This window comes from Burkholderia sp. BCC1047 (assembly GCF_902833155.1).
Classification (GTDB): domain Bacteria; phylum Pseudomonadota; class Gammaproteobacteria; order Burkholderiales; family Burkholderiaceae; genus Burkholderia; species Burkholderia sola.
In genome coordinates this window covers 17,298-31,862 of record NZ_CADFEH010000047.1, presented here as the reverse complement: position 1 = coordinate 31,862, position 14,565 = coordinate 17,298, and the positions used below count along the sequence as shown (strand labels likewise).

General features: G+C 68.7%; 14 protein-coding genes. 4 read left to right on the top strand and 10 right to left on the bottom strand.

Annotation, left to right across the window (positions count from 1 at the left end):
* Window positions 1-11: 11 nt before the first annotated feature.
* The gene (locus tag HWX55_RS32540; protein WP_175978700.1) at window positions 12-710 is read right to left on the bottom strand and encodes an ABC transporter ATP-binding protein; all 699 of its coding nucleotides are present in this window, start codon (window positions 708-710) and stop codon (window positions 12-14) included.
* A gap of 5 nt (window positions 711-715) precedes the next feature.
* Entirely contained in the window at window positions 716-1,921 is a 1,206-nt protein-coding gene (locus HWX55_RS32535) for an efflux RND transporter periplasmic adaptor subunit (RefSeq protein WP_175978699.1), read from the bottom strand.
* Window positions 1,922-2,281: 360 nt separating this feature from the next.
* On the opposite strand from HWX55_RS32535, the gene HWX55_RS32530 reads away from it, so the two are divergent.
* From HWX55_RS32530 to HWX55_RS32520, 3 genes are all read left to right on the top strand, one after another.
* On the top strand, window positions 2,282-2,515 hold the full coding sequence (locus HWX55_RS32530) for a hypothetical protein (protein WP_012327737.1): 234 nt from the start codon (window positions 2,282-2,284) through the stop codon (window positions 2,513-2,515).
* A 62-nt stretch (window positions 2,516-2,577) separates the two neighbouring features.
* Window positions 2,578-3,564: an NAD(P)-dependent oxidoreductase gene (locus HWX55_RS32525; protein WP_279612708.1), complete on the top strand. Its 987-nt coding sequence runs from the start codon at window positions 2,578-2,580 to the stop codon at window positions 3,562-3,564.
* A gap of 87 nt (window positions 3,565-3,651) precedes the next feature.
* Window positions 3,652-4,290: a LysE family translocator gene (locus HWX55_RS32520; protein ID WP_175978697.1), complete on the top strand. Its 639-nt coding sequence runs from the start codon at window positions 3,652-3,654 to the stop codon at window positions 4,288-4,290.
* Between the two features lie 89 nt (window positions 4,291-4,379).
* Here HWX55_RS32520 and HWX55_RS32515 read toward each other — a convergent pair whose 3' ends face one another.
* Window positions 4,380-5,669, bottom strand: a complete 1,290-nt coding sequence (locus HWX55_RS32515) for an MFS transporter (protein WP_175978696.1) — start codon at window positions 5,667-5,669, stop codon at window positions 4,380-4,382.
* Between the two features lie 98 nt (window positions 5,670-5,767).
* On the opposite strand from HWX55_RS32515, the gene HWX55_RS32510 reads away from it, so the two are divergent.
* Complete coding sequence (locus tag HWX55_RS32510; RefSeq protein WP_175978695.1) at window positions 5,768-6,697, top strand: LysR family transcriptional regulator; 930 nt, start codon at window positions 5,768-5,770, stop codon at window positions 6,695-6,697.
* Window positions 6,698-6,887: 190 nt separating this feature from the next.
* Here HWX55_RS32510 and HWX55_RS32505 read toward each other — a convergent pair whose 3' ends face one another.
* The 7 genes from HWX55_RS32505 to HWX55_RS32475 all read right to left on the bottom strand — a co-directional run bounded on the left by HWX55_RS32505 (window position 6,888) and on the right by HWX55_RS32475 (window position 14,426).
* Window positions 6,888-7,721 carry an OmpW family outer membrane protein gene (locus tag HWX55_RS32505; RefSeq protein WP_089488059.1) on the bottom strand — a complete coding sequence of 278 codons (834 nt, stop codon included), beginning with the start codon at window positions 7,719-7,721 and terminating at the stop codon, window positions 6,888-6,890.
* Between the two features lie 18 nt (window positions 7,722-7,739).
* On the bottom strand, window positions 7,740-8,981 hold the full coding sequence (locus HWX55_RS32500; protein ID WP_175978694.1) for a DUF2957 domain-containing protein: 1,242 nt from the start codon (window positions 8,979-8,981) through the stop codon (window positions 7,740-7,742).
* Window positions 8,982-9,128: 147 nt separating this feature from the next.
* Complete coding sequence (locus HWX55_RS32495) at window positions 9,129-10,550, bottom strand: DUF2957 domain-containing protein (RefSeq protein WP_175978693.1); 1,422 nt, start codon at window positions 10,548-10,550, stop codon at window positions 9,129-9,131.
* A 435-nt stretch (window positions 10,551-10,985) separates the two neighbouring features.
* Window positions 10,986-11,936: an N-acetyl-gamma-glutamyl-phosphate reductase gene (gene argC / locus HWX55_RS32490; RefSeq protein WP_089466425.1), complete on the bottom strand. Its 951-nt coding sequence runs from the start codon at window positions 11,934-11,936 to the stop codon at window positions 10,986-10,988.
* A 177-nt stretch (window positions 11,937-12,113) separates the two neighbouring features.
* Window positions 12,114-12,686, bottom strand: a complete 573-nt coding sequence (locus tag HWX55_RS32485) for a flavodoxin family protein (protein ID WP_059232638.1) — start codon at window positions 12,684-12,686, stop codon at window positions 12,114-12,116.
* Window positions 12,687-12,902: 216 nt separating this feature from the next.
* Window positions 12,903-13,499, bottom strand: a complete 597-nt coding sequence (locus HWX55_RS32480; RefSeq protein WP_089434407.1) for a YbhB/YbcL family Raf kinase inhibitor-like protein — start codon at window positions 13,497-13,499, stop codon at window positions 12,903-12,905.
* Window positions 13,500-13,739: 240 nt separating this feature from the next.
* Window positions 13,740-14,426, bottom strand: a complete 687-nt coding sequence (locus HWX55_RS32475; RefSeq protein ID WP_011546659.1) for an orotate phosphoribosyltransferase — start codon at window positions 14,424-14,426, stop codon at window positions 13,740-13,742.
* Window positions 14,427-14,565 lie beyond the last annotated feature (139 nt).

Genomic DNA, 14,565 nt, shown 5'->3' with positions numbered 1-14,565 from the left:
GCTCGCGTCGATCAGGCCGCGTGCCCATCGATCAGCTCCCCCTTTTCCAGATGGACGAGCGAGCGCGCGGCGCCGGCCGCGTGCGCGTCGTGCGTCACCATGATGATCGTCTTGCCGAGCTCGGCGTTCATCCGCTGCAGCATCGCGAGCACGTCGGTGGCCGATGCACGGTCGAGGTCGCCGGTCGGCTCGTCGGCGACGATCAGCACCGGATCGGTGATCAGCGCGCGCGCGATCGCGACGCGCTGCTGCTGGCCGCCCGACAGCTCCGACGGGTAATGGCTCGTGCGATCGCCGAGATTCACCATGTCGAGCACGAGCTCGACGCGCTCGCGCCGCTCGCGGCGCGACAGGTGCGTGAGCATCAGCGGCAGCTCGACGTTCTCGAACGCGGTGAGCACCGGCATCAGGTTGTAGAACTGGAAGATGAAGCCGACGTTCGCCGCGCGCCATTCGGCCAGTTGCGCCTCGGCGAGTCGCGAGATGTCGAGGCCGCCGACGCGCAGCTCGCCGCTGTCGGGCCGGTCGATGCCGGCCACGAGGTTCAGCAGCGTGCTCTTGCCGGAGCCCGACGGCCCCATCAGCGCGACGAAGTCGCCTTCGCCGATGTCGAGCGTGATGTCGGTCAGCACGGGCACGATCTGGTTGCCGCGCCGGTACGACTTCGCGACGTGGCTGAGCTCGACGAGGGGTGGCCGGGCGTCGTTCACGCGCGCTACTTCTTCGCGACGGTCACTTTCGCGCCGTCCTTCAGCTTCGCGCCCGGCGCGAGCACGACCGTGTCGCCGGCTTTCACGCCGCGCACGGCGACGAGTTCGCCGATCCGCGCGCCCTTCGTCACGGCCACCGCATGCACGGCGTCGTCCTTCACGACGAACACGACCGGCCGGCCGTCGCGCTCGACCACGGCGCTCGCCTGCACGGCGGTCACCGGCTGCCGGTCCTGCGCGGTCGCCGGCTTCGACAGGAACGCGATCTTCGCGCTCATGTCGGGCAGCACGCGTTCGTCGCGGTCGACGAAGCGCACCTTCACGAGCACGGTGGCCTTCGAGCGGTCGACGGTCGGCACGATCCGCGACACGCGGCCGGCGAAGCGCATGTCGGGCAGCGCGTCGAGCTGGATCTCGCACGGCTGCTCGGCGCGGATCTTCGCGATGTTCGATTCGGCGACGTCGGCCTCGACCTCGAGCGTCTCCATGTCGGCGATCGTCACGACCGCGCCCTTGCTGTCCGACGCGGACGAGAACGGCGTGATGTTGTCGCCGACGTTCGCGTGCTTCGCGAGCACGATGCCATCGAACGGCGCGCGGATCACCGTCTGGTCGACCGCCACCTGCGCGGCCTGCGCGTTCGCCTCGGCCGACGCGATCGCGGCCTGGTCGCTGTTGAGCGTCGCGCGCGCCTTGTTCACGCGCGCCGTGTCGGTGTCGAGCTGCGCAGCCGGCACGGCGCCCTTCGGCGCGAGCGCGGCGGTGCGGCGCAGCGCGATCTCCGCATCCTTGAGTTCCGCCTGCGCGACGCCGAGGTTCGCACGGGACACCTGCACCTGCGCACGCGCCTGCGCGAGCGACGCTTGCACGTCGTTGCTTTCGAGACGCGCGATGATCTGGTCCTGCTTCACGCGCGTGCCTTCGAGCACGCCGAGCCACTCGACGCGGCCCTGGCCCTTCGACGCGACCGCGGCCTTGCGCTGCGGCACGACGTAGCCGGTCGCATTGAGCTGCGTGTCGTTCTGGTACGGATAGGCGGACGTGACGGACGTGGTGTCGACGGTCGGCCGGCCGGTGAGCGCGAGGCCGGCGACGATCGCGACGACGACGAGCGCGGCGGCGACCGCATAGCGCGCCCAGCGGCGCCGGCGCGGCACCGGGGCGATCGGACGCCGGTCGATTTTCAGTTTGTCCAGATTGTGATCGGGCAATTTGAGCGCCTCGAGACGGCGGCGGTCGTGCGACCGGCCGCGATCCGGTTTCCGGGGAAAGGGACGGATGGACGCCAGTATAAGCGTCGCCCCGGCGCCGCGCGAGCCGGTTTGCGGCGCCGTGCGGCGGCAGGCCCGTCCGGCCCGCCGGCGCCGGCCGACGCGCCCGCCCCCGGGGAAACCCGAGGATGCAAGCAACGTGTCAACTTGCCGCGAATGCGGTGCGTTATGGAACCAGTGCGTCAGGTTTTGTCGCGATGGCACGGCGAAAGCCGGCCTCGCGGCCTGGGGCTCCGGTGCGAATGCCTCGCATCTTTACTTACCGGTACGTTTGATTTTTTCTCCGCTAAAGGAAGAACAATGAAGAAGACGCTCGCTTCGATCATCGCCGCAGCATTCGCACTCGCATCGGTTTCGGCATTCGCACAGGCGTCCGCGCCGGCAGCCGACACGTCGGCTGCCGCATCGGCACCGGCCAAGAAGGATCACAGCAAGCCGAAGCACCAGCTGAAGCACCACGGTTCGAAGAAGGGCCAGGCGAAGGCTGCAGCCGCATCGGCCGCCGGCACGAACGACGCAGGCACGCAGAACTAAGCGGCTCCGCCGCCACGGCCGGCGTTGCCGGTCATCGGTCGGCCAACCCCGCATGCTCCGGCATGCGGGGTTTTGTTTTTTCAGGCGCCGAATGCGCACCGCGCCCGGCCGGCGGCAGGCGCTGCAGCGCGCCGGCATCTGTGTTTAACTCGCGGCTTCACGGAGCGAAGGAGCGAGACATGGATCTCGGGTTTATCGGGCTGGGCGAAATGGGGCAGGCGATCGCGACGAACCTGCTGAAGGCGGGCCACACGGTGCGGGTCTGGAACCGGTCGCGCGAGCGGGCCGAGCCGCTCGCGGCATTCGGCGCGAAGATCGTCGACACGCCGGCCGACGCGTTTCGCGGCGACGCGGTGTTCTCGATGCTCGGCGACGATGCGGCCGCGCGCGCGGTATTCGACGACGCGCTGCTGGCCCAGGCGCCGCGCGGGCTGATCCACGTGAACATGGCGACGGTGTCGGTCGCGCTCGCCGAATCGCTCGCGCACGCGCATGCGTCGCGCGGCATCGACTATGTCGCCGCGCCGGTGATGGGGCGGCCCGACGTCGCGGCCGCCGCGCGCCTGACGATCATGGCCGGCGGCCCGGCCGAGGCGATCGACCGCATGCAGCCGCTGTTCGATGCGATCGGCCAGAAGACCTGGCGCTTCGGCTCGCTGCCGCAGCATGCGAACGTCGCGAAGATCGCCGCGAACTTCACGCTCGCGTCGGCGATCGAGACGCTCGGCGAGGCGTCCGCGCTGCTCGGCGCGCACGGCGTCGCGATGCGCGATTTCCTCGACGTGATCACCAGCAGCGTGTTTCCGGGGCCCGTCTACGAAGGCTACGGCGCGATGATCGCCGAGCGGCGCTACGAGCCCGCGCGCTTCAAGGCGCGGCTCGGGCTGAAGGACGTCCGGCTCGCGCTGGAGGCCGGCGACGCGACGTCGGTGCCGCTGCCGGTGGCGAGCGTCGTGCGCGACAGCCTGCTCGACGCGCTCGCGCACGGCGGCGGCGACCAGGATTTCGCGGTGCTCGGCGAGGCCGCGCTGCGCCGCGCGGGCCGCTGACACGCGACAGGAGCGCGACAGACACGCGACCCGCACGGCATAATCGACAGTCCGTTTTCCCTACATTCATTTCAGGCAGAGGCAGTCATGAACTTGCATACGTGGTGGCTTTTCGTGGCGACGGTGTTCGTCGTGTCGGCGATTCCGGGCCCGAACATGCTGCTCGTGATGACGCACGGCGCGCGCCACGGGCTGCGGCGCTCGTCCGCGACGATGGCCGGCTGCCTGAGCGCGCTGGTGCTGATGCTCGCGGTCTCCGCGGCCGGGCTCGGCGCGGTGCTCGAAGCATGGCCGGCGACGTTCGATGCGTTGCGCTTCGCGGGCGCAGCCTATCTGATCTATCTCGGCGTGAAGGCGTGGCGCGCGCGCGTGGACGACGCGCCGGCGGCCGACGTCGATGCGGTGTCGCCGCAAGCGGCCTCGACATCGCGCGTCGCGCTGTTCCGCAACGGCTTCCTGGTCGCGGGCAGCAACCCGAAGGCGATCCTGTTCGCGGCCGCGCTGCTGCCGCAGTTCATCAACGCGGCCGAGCCGACGCTGCCGCAGTTCGGCATCCTCGTCGTCACGTTCGCGGTGATCGAGGTGAGCTGGTATCTCGTCTACGCGGCGTTCGGCACGCGCATCGGCGCCACGCTGAAGAGCCAGAGCGTCGCGAAGGTGTTCAACCGGCTGACGGGCGGGCTGTTCGTCGGCTTCGGCGCGATGATGGCGCTGGTCCGTCACTGACTCCCGGCCGACCCCGGCGTACGGAACGCCCCATCTCTCGCAAGAGGGTGGGGCGTTCGGCTTTTGGGCGCCGCTTCACCGGTGAGTGCTCACGCACGCGGCCGATCCAGCGCCGCCGCGCCGGGCCCGCGTCCGGTCGCCAGCCCGAACACGGTCGCCGCGCCGGCGAACGCGAATCCGACGCCACACACCGCGCTCCAGCCGCCCCATGCCCACGCGCTGCCCGCGAGCACCGCGCCGAGCGCGCCGCCGACGAAGAACAGCCCGACGAACAGCCCGTTCAGGCGTCCGCGCGCGGCCGGGTTCAGCAGGTTGATCGCGCGGCGACCGATCGTCTGATCGACGATCACGCCCGCATCGAGCAGCGCCGCGCCGCCGGCCAGCAGCGCGAGCGCGACGCCGCGATGCGCGTGCGCATCGAAGCCGAACCAGCCTGCACCGGCGACGCCGAGCACGACGAGCGCCGCGAGCATCGTGCCGTGCGCGAGCCGCTGCGCGGCCGGGCCGTGCCCGCGGTCGCCCGCGCGGCCGGCGAGCGGCGTGACGATCGCGCCGCTGGCGCCGGCGAACGCGAACAGCGCAATGCCGTGCAGATCGAGCGCGAACGGCGGCTGCGCGAGCCGCAGCCCGACGGCGGTCCAGAACGCGCTGAACGCGGCCATCGCGAGCGCGGCCGACAGCGCATGCCGGCGCAGCACCGGTTCGTCGGCAAGCAGCCGTGCCATCGACGCGAGCAACGCGCGGTAACTGGCCGTGATCGACGGCGTGCGCGCCGGCAGGCGCAGCGCGAGCACGACCGCGATCGCCGCGTTCGCGAGCGCGGCGAGCAGATAGAACGCGCGCCAGCCGGCCGATCCCGCGATCAGGCTCGCGAGCGGCCGCGACAGCAGGATCCCGAGCATCAGCCCGCTCATCACGTTGCCGACCGCGCGGCCGCGCTGTGCGTCGGGCGCCATCGACGCGGCCATCGGCACGAGCATCTGGATCACGCTCGACGCGGCGCCGGCCGCGAGCGTCGCGAGCAGGAACACGGTGCCCGACTGCGTGAAGGCGGGCAGCGCGAGCGCGGCCGCGCAGACGGCGAGCGTCGCGACGATCAAACGGCGGTTCTCGAGCAGGTCGACCAGCGGCACGAGCAACGCGAGCCCGGCCGCATAGCCGAGCTGCGGCAGCATCGCGACGAGGCCCGCGAGGCCGGGCGGCAGGTGCAGGTCCGCGCTGATCGGGCCGGTCAATGGCTGCGCGGCGAACAGGTCCATCACGATCACGCCGACCGTCGCGGCGAAGAACAGCGTCATGCCGGTGCTCAGTGCGGGCGGCGCGGGCGCGGCGACGGTCGGGGAAACGGGGGTGGAGCAACGATGGGCAGGGCAGTTCATCTGAAACCCGGAGGTGGAGGTCTAAGGAACTCCCATCGTAGGTGTCCGATCTTTATGCGACAATTGAAATATGTCTAACATGATTATGCGAGTTTGTTTTGAATACGCGTGATCTCCAGGCGTTCGTCGCGGTCGTCGACAGCGGATCGATGGTCGCCGCCGCCGCGAAGCTCCATCTGACGCAGCCGGGCCTGACGCGGCGCGTGCAGAACCTCGAAACGCTGCTCGGCGTGCCGCTGCTCGAACGGCAGAGCAAGCCGCTGAAGCCGACCGCCGCCGGGCGCGACGTCTACGCGCTCGCGCGCAACGTGCTCGGTGCGGTCGACGAACTGATGGCGGCGGGCGCGCCGGACAGCGAGCCGTCGGGCGAGCTGCGCATCGGCGTGCCGCCGTTTCTGTCGGAGCTCGCGCTGGAGCGGCCGATCGACCGGCTGCGCGACGCATTTCCGCGCCTCACGTTGCGCGTGACGGCCGGCTGGTCGCCCGCGCTGGTGCAGGGCATCGAGCGCGGCGCGCTCGACGTCGCGACCGTGATGGTGCCCGCGAGCGCGGCGCTGCCGGACGCATTGACGGCGACGCTGCTCGCCACGCAGCCGACGGTGCTCGTCGCCGCGCGCGATTTCCCGCTGCCGGACGGCCCGCTGTCGCTCGACACGCTGTCGGGCTTTCCGTGGGTACTGAGCCAGGACGGCTGCGGGATGCGTTCGGCGCTGAGCCGCGCGCTCGGCGCGGCCGGGCTGCCGTTCGACGTCGCGGTCGAGGCATTCGGCTCGGAACTGCAGTTGTCGCTCGTCGCGCGCGGTGCCGGCATCGGCATCGCGCCGCCGAACGCGCTGGCGCGCAGCGCGCATCGCGATGCGCTGAGGGTGGTGGAAACAGCGGGGCTGGAAACGCGGATCAACGTATGGATCGTGCACGGCACGCTGCCGGGCCGTCTCATGCGGCCGGTCGCGCTGCTGCGCGACGCACTGGGCGAGGTGCTGGAGCGGGAGAACGGAAAGGGGTCAGGCGCCGTGACGGAGAAGTAGAGGCCGCGTTCGAGGGAAAATCCTTATTTTCTCTACGGAAATGTTGCATTGCGGAAACCAATTCGCTATGATTGCACCTGTCTCCTCCATGTCTCCTCTGATATGGATTCAGCCCGCCGATCAGGCGGGCTTTTTTTTGCCTGCGATTGTGTCGCAGCGCTCCATTTCCATTCGCCGACGGCCGCCGCGCTCAGAACTTGTACGTCATCCCGACGTAGCTGATGATCGGGTCCGCCTTCAGGTCCGATTTCGACTCGGCGAGCACCGAGCCGTCCGCCGCCTTGATCGTCACCGTCGACGTCGTCTTCAGCGGGATGTAGGTCACCGACGCGACCAGCCCGAAGTGTTCCGTCAGGTTGTACTGCAGGCCCGCGTTGAACACCGGCTGCCACGACGACGATGCCTTCGCCTCCACCGACGTCGTACCTGGCTTGCCCGCGCCCGCCGCGAGGATCGCGCCGAGGTTGTCCTGCGTCTGCTTGATGAAGTTCGTATTGAGCTGCAGGTCGCTGAACCAGTTGTACGACACGCCGAGGCCGAGGAACGGGCGGAACTTCGCGGTCGCCTGCCCGAAGTAGTACTGCAGGATCACCGCCGGGCTCCACTGCCGCACGCTCTTCACGATTGGGTTGACCGAGGCCAGCCCGATGTTCTGCGTACCGAGCGCGCCGGCCGGCCCCGGCGGCTTGATCGTGCCCTGGCCCGACACCTTGAACACCGGCGGCACGCCGGCCACCGACGTGACCGCGATGTGGTCGGTCAGGAAGTGGCTGACCGTCAGGCCGACGGTGTCGGCGCCGCTCGTGTGCAGCCCGGTGCCGGCCGACGTGAACGACGGCGGCAGCCGCAGCGGCGTGTTGATCGGCGTCGGCGCGACGTTGGTCGTCATCGGCGTGCTGCTCTGCTGCGGCATGATGTGGAACCAGCCCAGCGTGACGACGTTGCTGCCGGCGCTCTGCGCGTGCGCGGCGAGCGGCGCCACGGCGGCGGCGCCCGCCGCCGCGCAGAGAAGGGTTTTCTTCATCACGGCTTTCCCCTCCGCTTACTGGACGAATGCGCCGATCGTGAAATACGGCGTCGATCCCGCGTTGTCGAGGAAACCGAACACGCCGCCCGAGAAGATGAACTTGCCGGTCGGCGACGTGCTGCCCGAACCCGTATGGATCGTCGTGACCGTGCCCGGCACCTTCTGCGTGTAGTCGAGGTCGAGCACTCTCGTGAGCGACGCCTGCGACGGCTGGAACGGATCGAGCAGCGTGGCCTGCTTGTCGATCAGCGCGGTGGTCCGGTAATCGAACTGGCTGTCGACGCCGATGTATTCGCCGTTCTGCGAACCGGCCGCGACGGCCGTCTGCGGCGCGAGGATCGAGATGCTCGATTCGTCGTCGGCGGTCAGGCCCGGCACGCCGTTGCTGTCCGGCGTCGGATTCGGGTTCGCGACCCCCGTGCGCACGAGGATCGGCACGAGCTGGTTGCGCAGCTTGCCCACGACCATGAAGCCCTTGCCCTGCGGCGTGGCCGACAGCGTCGGCTTCAGCTGGCTCGCGTAGTTGTTCGACTGGAACGCGCCGCTGCCGTCGGCCGACTGCACGAAATTCGTGCCCTGCTGCGTGCACGCGCCGCCGGCGAACTGGCCCGTCGTGTCGCACTTGGTCCACGTGCCGTCCGCGTTGATCGTCACCTTCGCGTCGATCGACGCCGGCCCGAATTTCTGCGACGGCACTTCGCCGAAGCCGATGTGGCTGTACGTACCCGCGACCTTCGTGATGTCGGTTTCGATCGACGAGAAGCCGATGAACGGGTAGTACGGGAATTTCGTGTCGGGCACCGCGGCCTGGCCGAGCACGCCGTCGAACTGGATCTCCTTGCCGGGAATCGTGCCGCCCGCGACGCCGAAGCCGACGAAGATGCGCGCCGGACGCGACGCATCGAGGCTCGCGCCGTTCAGGCGGAACGCGCACTGGTTCAGCTTGTTGGTCGGCAGCAGCGTTTCCTGCGTGAGCGTGCCGCTGTCGACGGTGCCCGCGCGGGTCGGCGTGACGGTGCCGGTCTTTTGCGGCACCGCCGATTCGACATAGGTGACCTGCCAGGTCATCTTGGTCGTGTCGAGCTGGACCTTCGCGAGTTCGCCGCTGCCCGCGCCGCCCGTAAACACGGTGTTGTAGTCGAGCGTGGCAGGGCAAAGCCGGTCTTCGACGAGCGGCGGCGGGTTGTCGCTGCCGCCGCCGCAGGCGGAAAGAAGGGGGGCGGCAAAGGCCGCCGCCAGAATGAGGTTGCGCTTCATGTTGCTCCTCCAGATTTGTCTTGTGCGGCGGCCAGCTCCCTGTCGGCCGCTTCTGTTGGTCGTGCTCGTCTTGTTGGCGCCGTGCCGAGCGCCTTCGTGCCTTCCCTGCGTCGCGCGGCGGCAGGCCGGCCGCTGCGTCCTCGATCGCTACTTGCTGATCTGCGCGCCCACGCCGAAGTACGGGGTCGACGACGTCGTCGAATTCGCCGACGTCGACGTGACGCCGCCGTTCACCGTGCCCTGGATCAGCGCCGCGTACAGCCCGCCCGTCGCGATCACCACGCCCGATGCGGACGGGTAGCTCGCGCCGCTCGGCGGGGCGGTCTTCGCGTTCAGCAGGCCCGGCGTCGTCTGGCCGTAGTCGAGCGTGAAGCCGTCTTCCTCGGCCTGCGTGGACGGGTTGATGAACGACGCGTTGCCGCCGCGGATCAGCGCGGCCGTGTACTTGAAGTTCGAGTCCGCGCCCGCGTAGCCGCCGTCGATCGCGCCCGACGTGATCGCCGTCGCCGCGCCGAGCACCGCGATCCCCGATTCGTCGTCGACCTGCGCATCGACGTGCAGTGGGGGCGTGCCGAGGTTCACGTTGCCCGTGCGCACGATCACCGGCACCGTCGCGCCGTTGAGCTGGCCGATCACCATATGTGCGCTGGCCGACTTGCCGGTCGCGCCGACGATCGGCAGTTGGGTCTGCGGCAGCGTCTGCGGCGCCTTGGCGCTGTCGAAGTAGCCGCCGTTCGCGCTCGTTTTCCACGGATCGCCGGTCGTCTGGCAGCCACCCGACCCGCTCGACGTGCACGCGCCGTTCGCGTCGAACGTCTCGCTCGAGGTCGAGCCCTTCGTCGCGTAGTTGCCCGACGGCACGAGGTGGTAGAGCAGCGCGTTGTACGTGCCCGGCAGTTTTGACAGATCGGTCGTCGTGTTCGCGAAGCCGAGGAACGGATAGAAGTCGAAGTGACGGTTCGGCACCTGGCCGACGTTCTGCACGACGCCCGGGATGATCGTCAGCCCGTCGTACTGGATCGTCGCGCCCGGAATGCCGCCGCCCGCGACGCCCATGCCGACCAGCAGCATCGGCGGGTTCGCCTGGTTGAAGTCGGCGGCCGTCGAATAGGTCGAGCCATCCGGCGCGGGGCCGGTGCCCGGCGTGAGGACGAACGCGCAGCGCGTCTGTTCGGCGGTCGGCAGCGTGCCGGCCGGCGGATGGATGACCTTGCCGGTGATCGTCGTGCCGACGCGGCTCGGCGTGACGGTGCCCGTCTTCAGCGGAATCGGCGATTCGAGCCACTTGAGCGTGTACGTCATCGCGACCGCGTCGATGTTGACGCTGACGATCTCGCCGCTACCCGCGCCGCCGAGATACGTGCTCTTCACGATATCCGCGTTGGCCGGGCACAGTGCGCCGTTGATCGGTTGCGAAGGCGGCTGCCCTTGCGTGCCGCAGCTCGAGCCGGAACATTGGGGCGCGTTGATCGGCGCGAGCGCGCCGCCTGAGTCCCCCCCACCACATGCAACCAGGAAAGGGGCAATGGCAAAGGCCGTTGCCACCCCCTTCGATAAGGTGTGCGACATGCCGCTGTCTCCAATCGTTTAATTGTGCGAGCTAATGTCGCTGCCTGGGTTTTTGCTGTCAATTGATGAACCCGTCTAAAAAAGGCGATTGAAACGGGATCTGCGAATTGAATGCTTGTCCAATAAGGCAAACGGTAAGAATTTAAACGCGAGACTGGCTGTCGAAAGCTGCCGAAGTGGGGAATGCGCGACGCCCGGCACGCGCTCGCAGCACCTTCTGGCGTATAACGGCAGCGTTTAAATCAACGGGTATCCGGTTTATCCCTATTCGGGATTGACTGGATAAGGAAGGGGCTGGATTAATCCGCTTGTAATCGCGCAATCGAAAGCTTGTAAATATTTGTAAATGCGCGGCGCGCTGTATTTATATATTGCCTGGTACGGGTAAATAAAAAGCCGGCCAATGGCCGGCTTTGCATGGCATGCGATGTTGAATCAGCGTTTGAGGCCCGCGTCCTCGGCCGCGCCGATGTTGAGGTTCATGCACTGGATCGCGGCGCCCGACGCACCCTTGCCCAGGTTGTCGAGGCGCGCGACCGTGACGAAGCGCTCCGCGTTGCCGAACACGAACAGGTCGACGCGGTTCGTGTCGTTGTTCGCCTGCACGTCGAAGAAGCCGCCGTCGAGGTTCGCGTCCGCATCGAACGGTGCGACGCGCACGAACGCTTCGTCCGCGTAGTACTCGGCGAACACGCGCTGCACGTCCTGCGGCGTCGCGCGCTTCGCGAGCTGCTCGGGCGTGAAGTAGGTCGTCACCGCGAGGCCCTTCAGGAACGGGCCGACGATCGGCGTGAAGATCGGCGCGTGGGCGAGGCCCGTGTGCGCGGCCATTTCCGGCAGGTGCTTGTGCGCGAGGCCGAGCGCGTACGGGCGCGGGCTCGCGAGCTTGCCGCCCGGCGCGGCGCTTTCGTACTCGGCGATCATCGACTTGCCGCCGCCGCTGTAGCCGGTGATCGAGTAGCTGTGCGCGGCGAACGTCGGCGCGACGATGCCCGCATCGACGAGCGGACGCATCGCGAGCACGAACGCCGACGCGTGGCAGCCGGGCACCGCGATGCGCTTCGACGTGCGAATCTTCTCGCGCTGCGCGCGGGTCAGCTCGGGCAGGCCGTACGCCCAGTCGGCGCTGGTGCGGAACGCGGTGCTCGCGTCGATCAGCGTGGTGTTCGGGTTCTCGACGAGCGACGCGGATTCGCGCGACGCGACGTCCGGCAGGCACAGGAACGTGACGTCCGACGCGTTGATCAGGCGGCGGCGCTCGTCGACGTCCTTGCGCTTCGCTTCCTCGATGCGCAGGATCTCGATGTCGCTGCGTGCCGACAGGTATTCGAAGATCTTGAGGCCGGTCGTGCCTTCCTGGCCGTCGACAAAAACTTTGGTGCTCATTTCGCTCTCACTGAATGAAACGGGAGCCGCGGCGCCCTGAAACCGCCATTTTAAGACGTCATCCGGCGGCACTGCAGCGCGCGGGGTGAAAAAAGACGGCCGGCAGGCCGTCTCGTGTCCATCTTCGTGTCCCTTTGACGCCCGCCGGCACGCGCGCGGGCCGGGGAACGCGCGCGCTCAGCGGGCGCCGGCGTCCCAGCGGGCGGCCGCTTCGGCGACGCGCCGGCCGAATGCCTTGCCGGTCTCGAGGTCGCCCGGCAGCGGCCCCTCGTCGGGCGTCGCATCGGCCGGCGACTGCGCGAGCAGGCCCGTGGAGCCGCCGAGGTAGTTGATGTCGTTGCGCGTGGCCGCCTTAGAGTTCGCCGGCATCAGGCTCGTGCCGACCCACACCATCCCATGCTGCATCGCCAGCGTGACGAAATATTGAATCGTCGAGAACTTGTCGCCGTTCATCGTCGCGGAGTTCGTGAAGCCTGCGGCGATCTTGTCCTTCCATTTCTGCGTGAACCACGCTTTCGACGTGGCATCGGCGAATTGCTTGAACTGCGCGGACGGGCCGCCCATGTAGGTCGGCGCGCCGAAGACGATCGCGTCCGCCGCGTCGAGCGCGGCCCAGCCTGCGTCGTCGAGGTCGCCGACGGCGATCAGGCGCACGTTCGCACCCGCATCCTGCGCGCCGGCGTGCACGGCTTCGGCCAGCTTCTGCGTGTGACCGTAGCCGCTGTGATAGACGATGACGATGTTCGACATGAAGCGTTCTCCGGAAAGGGACGGGAACGGCGGGCCGTCGGCCCGCCGCGTCACGCGTCGCCGGCAGGCGGCGCGACGGTCGCGCGGCACGGGATGCCGCGACCGGTGACGACGAGTCTAGCAAGCCGAAATGACGACACGACGTGCGCGTGCGGCCCGCGGAAATTCGCGGTGGCCGGCGATCGCGGCACCGCCGCCGGGCAGCGCGCGGCGCGACTACTGGCCGTAAGTGACCGTGAGTTGCGCGGTGCCGATCGCGAGCGTGCCGATCTCGTGCTCGAACATCGGCGCGGGGCGACCCTGCGAAATGCGCAGGTCGGTGCCTTTGAGCGCGTAAACGGTGATCACGTAGCGATGCGGCTTGCCGGGCGGCGGGCACGGGCCGCCGTAGCCGTCGATCCCGTAGTCGTTGCGTGCCTCGCTCGCGCCGATGCGGCGCAGGAAGCCGGATGCGCTCGCGTCGGCCGGCAGGCTCGTGACGGTTGCCGGAATACCTGCGACGGCCCAGTGCCACCAGCCGTGCCCGGGCGCATCGGGATCGAAGATCGTGACCGCGTAGCCGCGCGTGCCGGGCGGCGGGTTGCGCCACGCGAGTTGCGGCGAGCGGTTCGCGCCCTTGCAGTCGCCGCGGTCGAACACGTTCGCGGCCCGCACGCGGGCGCCGGGCGTCAGGTCGTCGCTCGTCACGGTGAACGGCCCTTCCGCATGCGCGGGCAGCGCCGCGAACACGGCGGCGCACAGGAGGGCGGGGAGGAGGAACGCAGACGGGCGGCCCGATGGCGCAGGCGGAGTGATCCGGCGATCCACACGCATATGGCGCTTCTCCCGTCACGTGGGCCGGGCCGCGGCGCCCGGCATTGTTGGCGTTGTGTGTTGCCCGCGCCGCTGACGGCGGCGATGGGTCAAGTCTAGCATTAGGGTTCGATGAGCGACGCACGCCGGCGCCCGCGATTGCGATCGGTCAGCGCGCCGGTCGGTGGACGAAAAAAAGCCGCCTGCGATGAAGCAGGCGGCTTGTTCAGCCAGCGCGCCGGCACGCATGCCGGCGTGGCGTCATTCCTTCGGGGCCGTCGCGCCGCCGTGCGCGGCCGACCATTCGGCCGGTGCGTGCAGGAATTTCTCGACTTCGTCGAGCGTCTTCGTCTCGAAGTAGCCCGACGCCTTCGCGACGCGCAGCACGTCCCACCACGTGGCGAGCGCGTGCAGGTCGACGTCGATGTCCTTCAGGACCGACACGCTTTCCTTGAAGATGTCGTAGTGGAACAGCACGAAGCAGTGGTTCACCGTCGCGCCCGCGGTGCGCAGCGCGTTGACGAAGTTGATCTTGCTGCGGCTGTCGGTCGTCAGGTCTTCCACCAGCAGCACGCGCGAGCCTTCCTCGAGATGGCCTTCGATCTGCGCGTTGCGGCCGAAACCCTTCGGCTTTTTGCGCACGTACTGCATCGGCACCATCATGCGGTCCGCGATCCATGCCGCGAACGGGATGCCGGCCGTCTCGCCGCCCGCCACCGCGTCGATCTGCTCGAAGCCGATGTCGCGCGTAATCGTCGTTTCCGCCATTTCCATCAGCGCACGGCGCACGCGCGGATACGAGATCAGCTTGCGGCAGTCGATATAGACGGGGCTTGCCCAGCCGGACGTGAAGATGAACGGTTTTTCGGCATTGAAGTGCACCGCCTGCACTTCGAGCAGGATTTTGGCGGTCGTATCCGAGATCGACTGACGATCGTAGCCTGTCATGGGCATTCCTTGGGTGATGAGCGAGGAGCGGGCGCGGGCCCGATGGCGCAGCAAGGGGAACCTGCCCGAAGGGCCGGGGCGCGATTGGCGGACCAATCGCATCGCTGCGCGCGTAGCCCGCTATTTTACCCGATTCAGG